This window comes from Prevotella sp. Sow4_E9_plate (assembly GCF_052116205.1).
GTDB lineage: Bacteria > Bacteroidota > Bacteroidia > Bacteroidales > Bacteroidaceae > Prevotella.
On the sequence record NZ_JBQKLN010000015.1, the window covers coordinates 39256 to 56501 of the forward strand.

The window sequence follows — 17246 nt, forward strand, 5'->3', positions numbered from 1 at the left end:
GGCAAAGGTACGAAGAAAGATTGGAAATCGCAAGAAAATCTGAAAGAAAATGGCATAGAACGCTGAAATCAATGTACAGATGGAAGGAGATAACAAGATGGTAAAAGAGAAGCAAGAGGTGGTCCACAAAGCAAGAAGGCAATCTCAAGTGAACTTAATCACTTTTGATTGCCTTCTTTTTTTTATCATTAATCGTAAAGTAATATTCTGATTCTATTTTTCGCTTCCTGAGAAAATCTTGATGCGCTGTTCCTCAGAGAGCTTGCAGATGAGAAGCGTTCCGTCTTCCTCAGCTACGATATAGCCGTCGAGTCCCTGGATAACCACCTTCTTCTCGTTCATCGTATGGATGATGTTGTTCTTTGATTCTATCATCTCGATGTTTTTGCCAATCAGGGCATTGCCGTTGAGGTCCTTGCGGCTCTGAGCCAGCAGACTGCCCCATGTGCCCAAATCACTCCAACCGAAATCGGCTGGCATCACGAAAATCTCCTCTGCCTTCTCCATGATGGCATAGTCTACCGAGATACTCTCACATTCAGGATAACGGAGATCTATCTCTTCCTGCTCCTTGTCGGTGCCATAGATGCTTCTCATGCTCTCGAAAATCTTGGCGATGGCAGGCTGATAAACGCGGAAAGCATTCACGATGGTGGCAGCACTCATCACGAAGATGCCCGCATTCCAGAAGAAACTCTTGTCCTTGATATATTCTGTTGCCGTTGCCAGATCAGGCTTCTCTCTAAACTGGTCTACACGGAATATTTCCTTGTTTCTTGCCGAAGGAGTAGTCAAATCTGCCTGAATATAACCGTAGCCTGTCTCCGGACGGTTGGGCTTCATACCGAGCGTCACGATACTGTCGGTCTCGCTGGTAAATTTCATGGCAGAAGCTATCACTCTTCTGAACTCATTACCATTAGTAACAATATGGTCGGATGGTGTTACCACGATATTGGCATGTGCATCCTTCTCCTTGATGCGCCAACTGATATAAGCGATGCAAGGAGCCGTATTTCTGCGGCAAGGTTCCTGAAGGATGTTACTCTCCGGTATCTCAGGCAACTGCTCATGAACCAATGCTGCATATTTCTTGTTGGTGACAACCCACACGTTTTCCGGGTCACAAATACCTTCAAAACGGTCGAAGGTGAGTTGCAACAGCGTACGTCCCGTTCCTAGAACATCGATAAATTGCTTTGGCTTTTCAATGGTACTCATAGGCCAGAATCTACTGCCTACTCCACCTGCCATTATTACTAAATGATTATTTTTATGAGCCATAATTTAAAAATATATTTTAATAATGGGCAAAGGTACTAAAAATTATCTGTATAAACGAAAAAAAAGGATGGAAAAAACTTCCATCCTTTATTATTTGTCATTTTCTGACTGATTTATATCAAAAAAGACTGATTTCAATCCCTAAAGACTGATTTACATGATCATGATTTTCAGCAAAAGCCCGTTTAGAGCTTTGCCAATTCTGCCTTCCAGTTGGCATAAGCTTCGAGATAAGCCTGGCGGTTAGCCTCATCCGGTTCGATAACAGCCAACTTCTTCAGGGTTGCAAATGCCTCATCATGGTCCTTGTAGATACCGGCACCGATACCAGCACCCTTGGCAGCACCGGCACTACCATCTGTCTCATAGAGTTCGATGGTGGCTCCACTTACGCCAGCCAATGTATCTCTGAACAATGGGCTGAGGAACATGTTAGCCTTACCGGCGTGGATTTTCTTGATGTCCATACCCATCTGCTGCATAATTTCCATACCATAGCAGAAGCTGAATACGATACCCTCCTGAGCTGCACGTACGATGTGGGCACGGTTGTGCTTGGTGAAGCTCAAGCCACGGATGGAGCAGCCCACCTCTCTGTTCTCCAATACACGCTCAGCACCATTTCCGAATGGGATAATCTTCACGCCGTCGCTACCGATTGGCACACCGGCAGCCAGGTCATTCATATCAGCATAGCTGACGTCTGGAGTAACATTGCGATGAACCCAGGCATTCAGGATGCCGGTACCATTGATGCAGAGCAATACGCCGAGACGGTCGAGCTCTGTGGTATAGTTGACATGTGCGAAGGTATTCACGCGACTCTTAGGATCGTAGTTCACATCACCGAGCACACCGTAGACCACGCCAGATGTACCCGCTGTACTTGCGATTTCACCAGGGTTGAATACGTTGAGGCTGACAGCATTGTTAGGCTGGTCGCCGGCACGGTAAGAGATAGGAGTACCCTCCTTGAGTCCGAGTTCATCAGCAGCAGCCTTGCAGACTACGCTCTGTACAGAGAATGTAGGAGCAATGTCGGCAATCATACTCTCATCAAATCCGAAGTAATCGAACAGGAACTTGGCAGGCTTCTTGGCTGTAAAGTCCCACATCATACCCTCAGAAAGACCGCTGATGGTAGTCTTCACCTCACCGGAAAGCTTCATGGCGAGATAATCGCCTGGGAGCATGATTTTATCAATCTTGTCGAAGAGCTCTGGCTCGTTCTCCTTCACCCATGCCAGCTTAGAGGCAGTAAAGTTGCCTGGAGAGTTGAGCAGATTGCGCAAGCAGAGGTCTTCTCCCAGTTCACGGAAAGCCTTCTCGCCATAAGGTACGGCACGGGAGTCGCACCAGATGATAGATGGGCGCAACACCTGCTGGTTCTTGTCAACGCAAACCAATCCGTGCATCTGATAAGAGATACCGATAGCGAGGATATCCTCACCCTTGGCACCGCATTCAGTCATGATTTTCTTCAGCGCCAGCTTGGCATTATCCCACCACATCTGTGGATCCTGCTCAGCCCATCCAGCCTTCACCGCCATGATAGGCGCCTCATGGTCTGGATAAAACGCAGACGCTACAATTTCACCGTTGTCTACATCGGTAAGAGATGCCTTTACCGAACTGGAACCTACATCAAAGCCTAATAAATATCTTCTAGCCATAATTAGTTCATTTTATATGTTTATTATAATTAAATTGTTCTTTCTTTATATAATACGAACCAACATGGAATTCCCCCCGAAATGAAATATATTTTTTCTTGCTATTTACAGATTATCTCCAAAGAGATCGTTGCTAACGTAGTCATTTCCGCTGTCGAAACCGGAATTATCCTCCTCGTTATTGATGCCAGCCGTGGCAGAAGAAGAGAAGTCGAGCATTAGCTGCTGAACCTGAACCGACTTGAAATTGATATGATAAACACCATACCCCTTGCCTTTCTCAATAAGCGAACCTGGGTCTTTGGCGCAACGGGTGAGATACTGTGTGACATAGGCATGCACATCCTTATAATTCAATGGTGTAAAGATTGAATTACATGAATTATAAACATGACGGGCAATCTTCTCAAGTTTGAGACCATTGCTGCCCGCAGCCATCAACACTCTGAATATCTCCTGATCTATAGACATGGTTACTGTAATAATAAAGTTTTTAAGTCAAAACAAAGATAAAGAACAAAGAAAAAGAAAGACTAGAGACAGAAAGAGCCGCGGCATTCTCCTGAAAAGAAAACCGCGGCTCCTTGAGATTTCTTATTTAAGCGAGAGCAACCTTGTTGTCCTCGTCCTTAATCTTACCCTCTTTGAAGAGCCAACCGAGACCGAGGATAGTTTCCTCTGTGCTGATACCAGCAGCCTTAGCAATCTCTGCAACTGTCTGAGGCTTCTCTGCAGCAGCAAGAGCCTGATAAACATCACCAGCACGGAAGCCAGCGTTTTCTGCGTTCAAGTAAAGAACGTCCTTCTTTGCAACAGTTGTCTTCTTTGCAACTGGAGCCTTCTTTGTAGCTGTCTTCTTTGTGGCAGCTGTCTTTGTTGTTGATTTCTTTTCTACCATGATTTTAGTAAAATAATTATAGTCTCTATATAAGCACCACTTGATGCTTCACTTCCTTTTGAAGGAAGCATCTGATGATGCCCTTGCTTTAGTCATTTTTTAACACCTTTCAGCGTTATCTTTTATTTTGTACTGCAAATTTATAACATTTTTTTCAGATTATCAACTTTTTATTGAAAAAAATGACGTATAATAAATAAAAGCGCAGCATTTCTTGACTTACATCAAGATAATGCTACGCTTTTTTGCTTATATTCAGCGATTTAGCTAAAATATTAATCCTTTAAGTCTAACTTGATTTCCAACTCATCGAGCTGCTTTGGATCCAACTCTGATGGTGCATCAAGCATCACATCGCGGCCTGAATTGTTCTTAGGGAATGCGATACAGTCGCGAATGCTGTCGAGACCTGCCAAGATGCTGACGAAGCGGTCGAGACCGAAAGCAAGACCTGCGTGAGGTGGTGCTCCATACTTGAAGGCATTCATCAGGAAGCCGAACTGAGCCTCAGCACGCTCTGGTGTAAAGCCGAGAACCTCGAACATCTTCTCCTGCAACTGGGTGTCGTGGATACGGAGAGAACCTCCACCCACTTCGATACCGTTGCAGACAAAGTCGTATGCCTTGGCACGAACCTGCTCTGGATGCTCATCGAGCAATGGGATATCGTCTGGATTTGGCATGGTGAATGGATGATGGGTAGCCATCAGGCGCTGCTCCTCGTCGCTCCACTCGAAGAGAGGGAAGTCAATAATCCAGAGACACTTGAATACGTTCTTGTCGCGCAAACCAAGACGCTCACCCATTTCAAGACGCAGAGAGCAGAGCTGGATACGGGTCTTGTTGGCATTGTCGCCACTCAGGATCAATACCAGGTCGCCATCCTTGGCACCCATCACGGTCTTGATCTCAGCCAATTCCTCTGGAGTATAGAACTTATCGATGCTACTCTTGATAGTACCATCAGCATTATACTTGATGTAAACCAATCCCTTGGCACCTACCTGTGGACGCTTCACGAAATCGGTCAGTTCATTAAGCTGCTTGCGGCTATAGTCAGCGCATCCAGGAACGCAGATACCACCGATATACTTAGCCTCATCAAATACGGCGAAGATTCCCTTGCCCTTGAAAGCTTCCTTGAGTTCTACAAACTCCATGCCGAAGCGCAAGTCTGGCTTGTCGCTACCGAAGCGGCGCATAGCATCATGCCATGTCATCTGCTCCAGCTTAGGCAATTCTACGCCACGGATTTCCTTAAACAGGTGGCGTGCCATCTCTTCGAAAAGATTGATGACATCATCCTGGTCTACGAAACTCATCTCGCAGTCAATCTGTGTAAACTCTGGCTGACGGTCAGCACGGAGGTCCTCATCACGGAAGCACTTGGCAATCTGGAAGTAGCGGTCGAAACCTGCTACCATCAGAAGCTGCTTCAGGGTCTGAGGGCTCTGAGGAAGTGCATAGAACTGTCCTGGGTTCATACGGGAAGGAACCACGAAGTCGCGGGCACCCTCTGGAGTACTACCGATGAGGATAGGAGTCTCAACCTCCATAAAGTTCTGGCTGTCGAGGAAGTTACGGATGAGGATGCACATACGGTGGCGCAACTCCAGGTTCTTGCGTACGGCAGGGCGACGCAAGTCGAGGTAACGATACTTCATACGGATATCATCACCACCATCAGTATTATCTTCGATAGTGAAAGGAGGAGTCTGGCTCTTAGAGAGCACGTTAAGTTCCTTCACCAGGATTTCAATATCACCGGTATCCATCTTAGGATTCTTGCTCTGTCGCTCGCTTACTGTACCCTTAATCTGGATGCAGTATTCACGACCCAGCTTGTTAGCTGCATCGCACAAGTCCTTGTTATCGGCCTCATTGAAGACCAACTGTGTGATACCATAACGGTCGCGCAAGTCAACGAATGTCATACCACCCATCTTTCTTGTGCGCTGTACCCATCCGGCAAGAGTTACCTCTTTGCCTGCATCAGAGAGACGAAGCTCTCCACAAGTATTACTTCTGTACATACCTTTATATTATATATATTTATTTACTACAATGTGCAAAGTTACGACAAAAAGAGGAGAAAACAAAAAAAAAACGCGAAAATATTATAAAATAATACCTTCGCGACCTTATTCTATTATAAACCAACTATCAATTTGCATCATTCCTGCCCATTTGTGCATCTTGCAGGAATCTTATTTCTATCCAAGACGAAATATTATTTGTGCATCCTGCGGAATGCCTGTCTGTGGAATTTCTCCTCTGCCTTGATAACGCTGAGCACCTTATAGGCAGGCAGCACGGTCATGAATCTTGCATGATATTCCTGCTGCAGCTGTTTCAGCTGGATGTCTATCTCATCCTGTCGGCGAATAGCCGCTTCGCACGCCTCGTTGTCCTTAGGATTGATGTGTCTGTACCGGCGCATCTCATCGAAAAGCATACGCATCTTCTTGCCCATCTGCCGATACATGGGGAAGAATCTGGCAGCCTCTCCAGGCGTCAGGGCAGCATTGGTTGTGATATACTGCTCCAGTTCCGCCTGAAACTTCTTAGGGTCGAATGCAGCATGCTTTCTGCCATGCTGAGCCTGAATGCCAGTGATGCCCATCAGCAGCATGACCATCAAAATGATGATTCTATGTTGGAAATTCCATTTCATATCTTTAATTATTGTTTATTTCATCTGATTCCGTAACCAAAACGTTACTATCTTAGTTCTCTGTCATCAATGATGCATAGATAGTCTCATTGTCTATCATCGCATAGTCTGCCATCTCATTGAAAGCGGCTTCCTCACTGGCCACAGTTTTCTGTTCATGCTGCTTCACATGAGCCACCACCTTGCTGTTGCCTTCATGCTGCCAAGCCCAGAACGAGCCGCCGCCCAGCAGCGCCACGACAGCAACGGCAGCAGCTATCTTGCGCAATGGCAACTTCTGCCAGAGCGTCTGACGGCTGCGTATGTCGATGACACGAATCTCCTGTTCCGGCAAATTCTCCATGATTCTCTCGGTGAGATGATCGAAGTAACCATCAGGAACCTTGAAGGGATTCTCCTTGCCAAAACGTTCTTTCAATATGTTTTCTTCTCTTGTCATATACTACTACCTTTCCTTCTTTTTTATTATTGACGGATTCAACCTCAAAAGGTTTAATATTTCTGCAAGAATTCTGTTATTTTCTTCACTGCCAGATGGTAAGATGCCTTCAAGGCGCCTTCGCTGGTAGAGAGGATCTTGCTTATCTCAGAATATTTCATGTTGTCGAAATACTTCAGGGTGAACACCGTGCGCTGCACATCGGGCAACAGGGCTACGGCTTCCTGCAGATGTACCTGGATCTCATCCCCGTCGAAATATTCATCGGCAAGCAAGCGTGAAGCGATGCCGGGTTCATCATCCGCACTCACCTGCGTGGACTGCTTCTTCTTTCTGAGGAAATCCAGGGATTCGTTGATGGCGATGCGGTAAAGCCAGGTGGACAGGGATGACTTACCCTGAAAGGTTGCCAGATTGGTCCATGCCTTGATAAAGACATTCTGTAAAATGTCATCGGCATCGTCATGATTGAGTACGATGTTGCGAATCTTCCAATACAACGTCTCGCTGTACTGACTCACCAGCACAGCGAATCCTGCCCGTTGCGTCTTCGGATCGCTCAACATTTCCAAAAGTTCTTTATCTTTGATCATAATTAAGATTTATTTTCTTATAAATATTTCTTCAGATGCTCCCATATCACCTTGTCATATCCGTACACGTCGGGATATTCCCTGGTGCGTCCACCTGCCAGCGGATAGAGCGTATAGTAGGTGATGAAGAGAGGCACCTCCGGTTTCACCTTCACGCCATTCACCACCATCTTGCGGTTGCTCAGCGAGTCGTCTGTCATCGAATATTGTATCTTGTCCATCAGCTTCCGGTTCTTTTCTGCCAGGAGGAATACTGCAAAATCGTAAGGCTTCTCTATTCTGATACATCCATGCGATACTCCCCTTTCCTCTCTTTCAAAGACTCCCCTGCTGCTGGTATCATGCAGATAGACCGAGAAGTTGTTGTCGAATCGGAAGATGATGCGTCCCAGGGCATTGCCCTTTCCTCCGCGCTGCACCACTCCATAGGCACCAGAAACCAGCATGGCTCTCGTCACTCGATGCAGATCCACCTCCTCGCCGGTCTTCACATCCCTCACATAGTAGTTACGTGCCAGGAAATAGCCTGGGTTTCCGGCATGGCGGGCCATATCGTGAAGAATGATGCTGCGTGGCACAAACCATTTCGGATTGATATCCATTCTCTTGATATGGCTGTTGAGCAATGGGGTCTTGGTCTTGAGCGATCCGCAGCCGATACGCATGGTGAGCGTATCCTGCCCGTCTACCGCCATCAGCTGGTAAGCCGGGATATTGACCACAACATATTTCTGATGGTTCCAGATATTGTCCTTCTGTCTCCATCTGCTCCTTTCCATATTCACCAGCACCCGGTCACGCTCTCCTTTGGAAAGTCCTCCCCTGTTCAGTTTTTCCTTGAATACGCGGTAGAACGGATTTTCCGGCTGTACTGATTTCAGGAATGCGGTAAGCGAATCTGTTCCCATACCGATTCTTTCCATCGCCTGGGCAAAGAACGAATCATCAGGATGTTCCATCTTCACATCAAAGAGCCCTCTGAATCTTACAGGTAGCTTGATTGTATCATAGGGATTAGGAGCCACCGTATCCAGGCGGTTCAGCACGAAGTTGGGATTCATATAACCAAAGCGCTGACCGGCAACGTATCTCAGATACGATTTGGTAAGCCGGTACTCCAATCTAGCCATCACCCTGTTCACCTGGTTCTGCTGTCTGTCCAGGTGCAGGGTTCTGAGCCGTTCGATGTCTTCCGTAATCTCATCCACAAAAAAGCGTCGCTTATTGAATCCGAATTCATCTACAGTTTTCAGAAACGAGAGCAGCGAATCGGCACGATGATCTATACCATGACGGTCAATCCACAGGAAGCCGCCACGGTGCTGATAATATTTCCGAGTATGGAGGTCGGCAACAAGACGGTCTTTATCCTGCTGCATGAGGCTATCCATCAATCCTCGAATCACTTTAGAATTGACAGCATACGCCTTCTCGTTAAAATCCTGATAGTATTCTAACGTCAACAGCCTGTTGCTATTGGGTTGCGAATCCTTACACCCCATCATCATCAAACCGAGCAACAGGGGTAAAAATCTCAATAACTTCACTTTTACCTACGATTGACTGTAATTTTACGTGTAAACGATGGACCTACCTTAATAATATAGATACCATCCGACAAAGGCATGGAGATGCGCTTGTCCTGACCTTCTACCATAAAGGATTTGACAACGATGCCAGCCAGGTTATAAACCTTAACTACCAGCCCGTTGGCACCCGTGATATGCATCACGCCATTGGTATAGCTTACGGCAATGTCCTGTGCTTCCAGGTCTATCATTTCCACAGCACTGGTTTCTGCCAGCACCTGGGTAGGTGCTGCCATCATCATTGCAGCCAATGTTATCATAGAATGTATAGTTTTCTTCATATTGTGATTCCTTATATAATGATTTTACGTAAAATTCTTTCTGCAAAGGTATACAAAAAATAGAAACCTTCCAACATATAGCTGGTAAAGTTCCTATTATTTTTATATTTTTAACCTAACAGGCAATATGATTTCATCATGATTACATGATACCGTCTTCACGGAGTTTCTGCTGCCACTTCCATGCAGAAGCCAGGACGTCAGAAAGATTAGCTTCTGCCTTCCAGCCCAATACCTTGTTTGCCTTGGTGCAGTCGCCCCAGATCTTCTCGATATCACCCTCACGGCGAGGACCATACTTCCAGTTCAGCTTCACACCGGTAGCCTTCTCGAAGGTCTCTACGATTTCGAGGGTTGAATTACCGTTGCCTGTACCAATGTTGAAGTACTCGATAGGCTCTGTCTCCTTGTCAAGTACACGAGCCATAGCGCAAACGTGAGCCTTGGCAAGGTCTACTACATAGATATAGTCGCGGATGCAGGTTCCGTCTGGAGTATCATAGTCGTTACCGAAGATGGTCAACTCCTTGCGGATGCCCATAGCGGTCTGAGTAACGTAAGGAATCAGGTTGTTTGGCACGCCGTTAGGCAACTCACCGATTTCTGCAGATGGGTGTGCACCGATTGGGTTGAAGTATCTCAGCACGATGCTCTTGATGTTGGCACCGCTGTGGATATAGTCGGCAATGATCTGCTCGTTGATTTCCTTAGTATTACCGTAAGGAGAGGTAGCCTTCTGGTGAGGAGCCTCCTCAGTAACAGGAAGGTTCTCTGGCTTTGGCTGACCGTAAACGGTGCAAGAAGAAGAGAAGATGATACCCTTGACATTATATTTTGGCATCAACTCAAGCAGGTTGATGAGCGATACTACATTGTTACGATAATACATCAGAGGTTTCTGAACGCTCTCGCCTACTGCCTTGCTGGCAGCGAAATGGATGATACCCTGGATTTCAGGATACTTCTGGAAAATAGCCTCTGTTGCTTCCTTGTCACGCAAGTCTACTTTCTCGAAAGCAGGACGAATACCTGTGATCTTCTCGATACCGTCGAGAACCTCAATCTTTGAGTTGGAGAGATCGTCTACAATGACTACATTGTAACCTGCCTGCTGTAATTCTACTGTGGTATGACTACCGATAAAACCTGTACCGCCAGTTACCAAAATTGTCTGTTTCATACTTCTTAGTCTTTGATTGAATAATTGATAGTGTCTAGCGTTTATCGCTTAGATGGTTGCAAAAGTACTGCAAAAAAGTGAAACTACAAAATAATTCTGAAAAAATATGCTTACTTATTCTTTATTTTCAAGAATTCAACGTAACTTTGCAACTGAATCAGAATGATCAGCGGAAGAAATCTTTTGAATTTAACATTCATAGAAAACAAAATTATTATGAAACAGTACGATATTGAAAAAGACATAAGATACTTGCAACTGCTGTCGCAATCGTTTCCTACGATAGCAGAAGCCAGCACTGAGATCATCAATCTCAAGGCTATCCTCAACCTGCCTAAGGGCACTGAGCATTTCCTTGCCGACATCCACGGTGAGTACGAGGCTTTTCTGCATGTATTGAAAAACGCATCGGGTAACATCAAGCGTAAGGTGAACGAACTCTTCGGCACTACCCTGCGCGAACAGGAGAAACGTGACCTCTGCTCGCTCATCTATTACCCGGAGCAGAAACTCGAACTCGTCAAGATCAACGAGAAGGATATTGATGACTGGTATCACATCACGCTCCACCGCCTGGTGGCTGTATGCCGTGATGTTTCCAGCAAGTATACCCGTTCCAAGGTGCGCAAGTCGCTGCCTTGCGATTTTTCCTATATCATCCAGGAACTGCTCCACGAGCATACCGAAGATCATGACAAGACGGCATACGTCAATGTCATCGTAGATACCATCATCTCTACCGGCCGTGCCGATGATTTCATCATTGCCATCGCCAACGTCATCCAGCGCCTTGCCATCGACCAGCTGCATATCCTGGGCGATATCTACGACCGTGGTCCGGGTGCGCATATCATCCTCGACAAGATGCGCCGCTACCACAGCTGGGACATCCAGTGGGGCAACCACGATGTATTGTGGATGGGTGCTGCTGCGGGCAATGATGCCTGCATCTGCAATGTCATCCGCCTCTCCCTGCGCTATGCCAATCTCTCTACCCTGGAGGAAGGCTACGGCATTAACCTCATTCCGCTTGCCACCTTCGCCATGGAGACCTACAATGATGATTCTTGCACCGAGTTCCTGCCTAAGCTGAGCGGTGGCGCTGCCAGTCTTGACGACAAGACTACCCGACTTACGGCACAGATGCATAAGGCGATAGCCGTCATCCAGTTCAAGATAGAGGGTCAGCTCATCGAGAAGCATCCGGAATGGAAGATGGACGGCAGACGCCTCTTCGAACACATCAATTATGAAAAGGGTACGGTAGAAATCGATGGCAAGGAATACGAGATGAGTTCCTGCAACTTCCCTACCATCGACCCGAAATACCCAAACCGTCTCTCTGAAGAAGAAACGATACTGATGCAGAAACTGCACCACTCTTTCAAAGTCTGCGAAAAGCTGCATAAGCATATCCGGGTGATGTTGCAGCATGGCTGCATGTATGCCATCTTCAACAACAACCTGCTTTTCCATGCTTCCTGTCCGCTCAATGCCGACGGTTCTCTGAAAGAGGTAGAAATCTATCCGGGTCATAAATACAGCGGTCGCGACCTGATGCACTATACCGGCATGCAGATTCGTACCGCCTTCCAGCAGGACAGCGACCCAGCCGAGAAGGAATATGCCATCGACTACTTCCTGTATCTATGGTGCGGTCCGGACAGTCCGCTCTTTGACAAGAGCAAGATGGCTACATTTGAGCGCTATTTCGTGGCTGACAAGGAGACCCATAAGGAGGAGAAGGGTTATTACTTCCTCCTGCGCGACAACGAGGAGGTGATAGACCATATCATGGATGAGTTTGGCGTTACCGGACCTAACCGCCACATCATCAACGGCCACGTGCCGGTACGTACCCTGAAGGGCGAAAATCCTATCAAGGCAAACGGCAAGCTGATGGTGATAGACGGTGGTTTCTCCAAGGCATACCACAACGAGACGGGTATCGCCGGCTACACGCTGGTATACCATTCCCGCGGTTTCCAACTGGTACAGCACGAACCGTTTACCAGTACCGAAGATGCCATCAAGCAAGGTACCGACATCAAGAGTACCACCCAGATTGTGGAAATGTCCAACCGCCGTATGCTGGTTGCCGATACCGATATAGGTCAGGAACTCCGTAAACAGGTAGAAGACCTGAAGGAACTTCTGTATGCTTACCGTCATGGCTATATCAAGGAGAAGGAAACAAAGAAAATGTAAGTTCCAGAAAAGATAAGAGGCTGATGCTGTCATCGTTAACCGATAACAACACCAGCCTCTTTTTTATTCAATCGGCTTTTTTATTCATTCAGCCTTTTTTATTCCAATCCAAACAAAGCCTTCAGACCACCGTCTACACCAGAGAAGCCCATGAAGGCTAGACTGAGGAGTGCAGCTGTAACCATCACGATAGCTACGCCCTGCATACCCTTAGGAATGCGGACCAAAGCCTGCTGCTCACGAATGCCGGCAAAGACGATGAGAGCCAGGGCAAAGCCGAGAGCAGTAGAGAAGGCATAAACCACACTCTCCAAGAGATTGTAGTCCTTCTGGATAACCAGGATGGCTACACCCAGCACAGCACAGTTGGTAGTAATCAAAGGCAGGAAGATACCGAGCGCCTGATAAAGTGCAGGAGAAACCTTCTTGAGGATAATCTCTACCATCTGAACCAAGGCTGCAATCACGAGGATGAACGCCAGGGTTTGGAGATATTGCAATCCGAATGGATCGAGTACATACTTCTGAACACACCAGGTAATGATGGTTGCCAGGGTCAAGACGAAGGCGATGGCACCCCCCATACCGATGGCTGTATCAACTTTCTTCGATACGCCCAGGAACGGACAAATACCGAGGAACTGCGACAAGACGATGTTGTTGACGAATATCGCAGAGATAAATATCAATAAATATTCCATAATTTCTATTCTATTTCATGGATTGAAGCGATGCTTACGCTTACTTCTTTACCTTATTAAATATAGCAATGATGTATCCCAATGTGAGGAATGCTCCTGGAGGCAGGATAAACATCAAGATATTGGTAGTCTCTGGCAACAGAGTGATACCGAATACGCTTCCTGCACCGAGAATCTCACGGGCACTACCCAGGATGGTCAAACCGAGGGTGAAACCCAAACCGCAGCCGAGACCATCAAAGAGACTGGCAATCGGTGAGTTCTTGGCAGCAAAGCTCTCTGCTCTACCCAGGATGATACAGTTTACTACAATCAATGGGATGTAGATACCCAGTGCCTGGTTGATGCTGTCAGGAGCATAGGCGCTCATCAACATCTGCAGGATGGTTACGAAGGCTGCAATCACTACGATGAAAACAGGGATGCGAACCATATCCGGGGTAATCTTCTTGATACAGGAAATCACAAAGTTGGTACAAACCAATACTGCCATGGTTGCCAATCCCATGGAAAGACCATTGATGGCACTGGTAGTTGTTGCCAAGGTAGGACACATACCGAGGAGCAACACGAAGGTAGGGTTCTCCTTGATGAGTCCGTTCATCAAAATTTTCATATTACTCATATCGGCTTATCCTTTCTTTTCGTTATGTTCAACTTTAGATGCACGGCTCTCAGCATCTGCTTTCTGAGATGCACCACTCTCGCCATCTACATTCTTACCTGCATAGGCAGCATACGCCTGATTGATAGCCTTGAGGAAGGCACGGCTGGTAATGGTTGATGCGGTGATGGCATCTACTGCATTGCCACCCTTATCGTCCTTGCTTACGTGAAGGTCGCCATCCTTTGGAGTTTTTCCGATGATGCTACCCTTTCCGTCTTTCTGGAACCAGGTAGTTGCCTTGGCACCCAGACCCGGAGTCTCTGAAGCCTGAAGGATGGTGTAACCCATAATCTTGCCCTCGGTATCGAAACCTACGAGCACCTTCAAGTCGCCACCGAAACCGCCGGTAGTACTCTCTACGGCAGCCCCCAACTCCTTACCGCTCTTGTCAGAGCACTTGTGGAGGATAAAGGTAAACTCCTTGCCGCCAAACTCCTGCTTCACCTCTTCAGGTTCTGCTACCTGGAGGTCTTCAGTACCCATCACGCTCTTGATACCGGTAGCCAGACTCTGTGCTGCCTTCTCGGCGATAGGACCAGATGTAAGGTGATTGATGTATGCCAGCACAGCACCCACAACGAGCGCTACGCCTACGAGCACCAAAACCATGTTCTTTAATGATGATTCTAATTTCTGCATGTCTCAGTCCTCCTTATTTCTTAGCAGGCTTCTCACCGAAGCGCTTTGGTTTAACGTATGTATTAATAAGAGGTGTGAACGCATTCATGATAAGAATGGCGAACGACATACCTTCCGGATAGCTACCCCAGTTACGGATGATGACGGTGAGAAGACCGATGCAGACACCGTAGATGAGCATACCCTTGTGAGTCATTGGTGATGTTACATAATCGGTTGCCATAAAGATGGCACCGAGCATCAGACCACCACTGAAGATGACTGCCAGAGGATTGGCATAAACAGGATTAGCCAAATGCATCAAACCGCTGAAAACGAATACGGTAGCGATGATGCTGACTGGAATATGCCAGGTGATGACCCTCTTCCAGAGCATGTAAGCCAAACCGAGCAACAGGGCGAATGCACAAACCTCACCGGTAGTACCGGCACCGAAGGTATCTCCAGTAGCACCGAAGAGCAGGCTCAGGGAATCAGGCAACTGATTCAGGAGAGAAGAATCGCCAGTCTTGATGGCTGTCTTCATGATAGCCAGCGGTGTAGCACCAGTTGTAGCATCGGTATAGCTGAGCATCTGTCCAGCCACAGGCCATGATGTCATCTGTGCAGGGAAACTGACGAGCAGGAAGCAACGGCCTACCAAAGCAGGATTGAAAGGATTGTTACCCAGACCACCGAAACTCATTTTACCCACACCGATGGCAAACAGGGCACCGATGATGATAATCCAGAGAGGAAGGTTACTTGGCAAGTTCATGCCGAGCAGAAGACCGGTGATGATGGCAGAACCATCGAGCAAGCTGGTCTCCTCCTTCAGGAGATATTTTGTAATTGCCCACTCAAAGAAGACGCAGGCTGCCACAGAGGTGAGCAGTACGACTGCTGAACCCAGACCGAAGAAATAGAAAGATGCGAGGATGGCAGGCACAAGAGCGATGATCACTCCGTACATGTTCTTCTCCACGCTCTCATTTCCATGGGCATGTGGCGATAATGATACGATTAATTTTCCCATTTTATCTTTTAAATTCTTTCTTAAATGAAATTCATTCTTGACGTGAACGCTTACTTCTTGGCGTTGCGAGCTCTGATGATGCCCATTACCGCTGCCTTACCATTGATGATGTTATCGAGGATAGGACGATGAGATGGACAGGTAAACTGGCATGAACCGCAGGCAATGCAGGATGTTACCTCCTCTGCCTCCAGGCGTTCATAATCCTTCACTACGCTCAGGGTAGCAAGCAAGTATGGCTCCAGGCCCATTGGGCAGGCATCCACACACTTGGCACAGCGGATACATGGCTGAGCCTTCTTGCGATGAGCATCCGCATCGGTCAATACGGTGATGGAGTTGGTGCCCTTGGTTACAGGAACATCGAGACTGATTACAGCCTTACCCATCATCGGACCACCAGCCAACACCTTGTTGTCGCCCTCAGGCAAACCGCCACAATTCTCAATCATCTGAGAAAATGGAGTTCCCATACGCACGAGGAAGTTGCCCGGATTCTTCACCTGCTTACCGGTAACGGTGGTATAGCGTTCGAAGAGAGGCTTGTTCTTCATAACTGCCTGATAAACAGCGAAGGCAGTACCTACATTCTGAACTATTGCTCCAACGTTGACTGGGATAGCTGGAGGAGCAGGAACCTGACGGCGGATAACGGCATCCACCAGCTGCTTCTCACCTCCCTGAGGGTACTTCTTAGCCAGAGGAACAATCTCGATACGGGAGTCATTAGCAGTCTTTTCCTCGAAGAGTTTGATGGCAGCAGGCTTGTTGTCCTCGATACCGATGTAGCCCTTCTCTACCTTAGCCGCCTTCATCAGAAGGTTCAAGCCAACGAGAATCTCATCGGCATGCTCCATCATCAGGCGATAGTCGGCTGTGATATAAGGCTCGCACTCTACACCGTTGATGATGACACACTCTGCCTTGGCTCCTGGAGGAGGACAAAGCTTGATGAAGGTAGGGAAACCGGCACCACCCATACCAGTGACACCTGCCACCTTGATACGGTTTACAATCTCTTCTGGAGTCAGCTCAGCATGAGCCTCAAGCGTCTCGAGTTTATCAGAGCGGTCGATACTCTCCTCCCACTCATCACCTTCTACATTAATAATGATGCAAGGCTTGCGATAACCGGTAGCATCAATAGATGTATCTACCTTGAACACGGTTCCTGATACGGAACTGTAAATAGGAGCACTCACAAAACCACCAGCCTCAGCGATGAGTGTACCCACCTTCACCTTGTCGCCCTTGGCAACTACAGGCTTGGCAGGAGCACCGATGTGCTGACCAAGTGGGAAAATAGCCTGCTTAGGGAGAGGAGCCACCTGAGTAGCCATCTCAGCAGTAATCTTATTCTCTTCTGGGTGAACTCCACCAATTCTAAAAGTTCTCAAATTCATGA

Annotated in this window: 17 protein-coding genes; 1 reads left to right on the forward strand and 16 read right to left on the reverse strand. The window is 47.3% G+C overall.

All coding sequences use genetic code 11. The features are described 5' to 3' along the window. Positions 1-213: 213 nt before the first annotated feature. From ACTQ53_RS07815 to galE, 11 genes are all read right to left on the reverse strand, one after another. On the reverse strand, positions 214-1284 hold the full coding sequence (locus ACTQ53_RS07815; protein WP_295346717.1) for a mannose-1-phosphate guanylyltransferase: 1071 nt from the start codon (positions 1282-1284) through the stop codon (positions 214-216). 185 nt (positions 1285-1469) lie between these two features. Further along, complete coding sequence (locus ACTQ53_RS07820; protein ID WP_217760677.1) at positions 1470-2957, reverse strand: xylulokinase; 1488 nt, start codon at positions 2955-2957, stop codon at positions 1470-1472. 105 nt (positions 2958-3062) lie between these two features. Further along, entirely contained in the window at positions 3063-3428 is a 366-nt protein-coding gene (locus ACTQ53_RS07825; RefSeq protein ID WP_441932663.1) for a hypothetical protein, read from the reverse strand. 127 nt (positions 3429-3555) lie between these two features. After that, complete coding sequence (locus tag ACTQ53_RS07830; RefSeq protein ID WP_294968300.1) at positions 3556-3855, reverse strand: winged helix-turn-helix domain-containing protein; 300 nt, start codon at positions 3853-3855, stop codon at positions 3556-3558. Positions 3856-4130: 275 nt separating this feature from the next. Next, positions 4131-5888: an aspartate--tRNA ligase gene (gene aspS, locus ACTQ53_RS07835; protein WP_441932664.1), complete on the reverse strand. Its 1758-nt coding sequence runs from the start codon at positions 5886-5888 to the stop codon at positions 4131-4133. A gap of 197 nt (positions 5889-6085) precedes the next feature. Further along, positions 6086-6529 carry a hypothetical protein gene (locus ACTQ53_RS07840; RefSeq protein ID WP_441932665.1) on the reverse strand — a complete coding sequence of 148 codons (444 nt, stop codon included), beginning with the start codon at positions 6527-6529 and terminating at the stop codon, positions 6086-6088. A gap of 52 nt (positions 6530-6581) precedes the next feature. Next, the gene (locus ACTQ53_RS07845) at positions 6582-6968 is read right to left on the reverse strand and encodes a hypothetical protein (protein WP_294968291.1); all 387 of its coding nucleotides are present in this window, start codon (positions 6966-6968) and stop codon (positions 6582-6584) included. Between the two features lie 53 nt (positions 6969-7021). Then, entirely contained in the window at positions 7022-7561 is a 540-nt protein-coding gene (locus ACTQ53_RS07850; RefSeq protein WP_441932666.1) for an RNA polymerase sigma factor, read from the reverse strand. Between the two features lie 17 nt (positions 7562-7578). Continuing rightward, positions 7579-9099, reverse strand: a complete 1521-nt coding sequence (locus ACTQ53_RS07855) for a L,D-transpeptidase family protein (RefSeq protein WP_441932667.1) — start codon at positions 9097-9099, stop codon at positions 7579-7581. A gap of 11 nt (positions 9100-9110) precedes the next feature. Next, entirely contained in the window at positions 9111-9431 is a 321-nt protein-coding gene (locus tag ACTQ53_RS07860; RefSeq protein ID WP_441932668.1) for a T9SS type A sorting domain-containing protein, read from the reverse strand. 142 nt (positions 9432-9573) lie between these two features. Beyond that, complete coding sequence (galE, locus tag ACTQ53_RS07865; protein WP_295346712.1) at positions 9574-10611, reverse strand: UDP-glucose 4-epimerase GalE; 1038 nt, start codon at positions 10609-10611, stop codon at positions 9574-9576. A 216-nt stretch (positions 10612-10827) separates the two neighbouring features. On the opposite strand from galE, the gene ACTQ53_RS07870 reads away from it, so the two are divergent. Further along, positions 10828-12819 carry a fructose-1,6-bisphosphatase gene (locus ACTQ53_RS07870; RefSeq protein WP_295346711.1) on the forward strand — a complete coding sequence of 664 codons (1992 nt, stop codon included), beginning with the start codon at positions 10828-10830 and terminating at the stop codon, positions 12817-12819. A gap of 98 nt (positions 12820-12917) precedes the next feature. Here ACTQ53_RS07870 and rsxA read toward each other — a convergent pair whose 3' ends face one another. Genes rsxA through rsxC form a run of 5 tightly spaced genes read right to left on the reverse strand, consistent with a single transcriptional unit; the run spans position 12918 to position 17244 of the window. Next, positions 12918-13520, reverse strand: coding sequence for an electron transport complex subunit RsxA (rsxA, locus tag ACTQ53_RS07875; protein WP_089542704.1), 603 nt, complete (start codon positions 13518-13520; stop codon positions 12918-12920). A 40-nt stretch (positions 13521-13560) separates the two neighbouring features. After that, on the reverse strand, positions 13561-14145 hold the full coding sequence (gene rsxE / locus ACTQ53_RS07880; RefSeq protein WP_089542705.1) for an electron transport complex subunit RsxE: 585 nt from the start codon (positions 14143-14145) through the stop codon (positions 13561-13563). 6 nt (positions 14146-14151) lie between these two features. After that, positions 14152-14826 (reverse strand): RnfABCDGE type electron transport complex subunit G, encoded by a 675-nt coding sequence (locus ACTQ53_RS07885; protein WP_294968274.1) that lies wholly within the window; start codon positions 14824-14826, stop codon positions 14152-14154. Positions 14827-14839: 13 nt separating this feature from the next. Then, positions 14840-15841: an RnfABCDGE type electron transport complex subunit D gene (locus tag ACTQ53_RS07890; protein ID WP_441932669.1), complete on the reverse strand. Its 1002-nt coding sequence runs from the start codon at positions 15839-15841 to the stop codon at positions 14840-14842. Positions 15842-15891: 50 nt separating this feature from the next. Continuing rightward, the gene (rsxC, locus tag ACTQ53_RS07895) at positions 15892-17244 is read right to left on the reverse strand and encodes an electron transport complex subunit RsxC (protein WP_153121764.1); all 1353 of its coding nucleotides are present in this window, start codon (positions 17242-17244) and stop codon (positions 15892-15894) included. Positions 17245-17246: the final 2 nt, after the last annotated feature.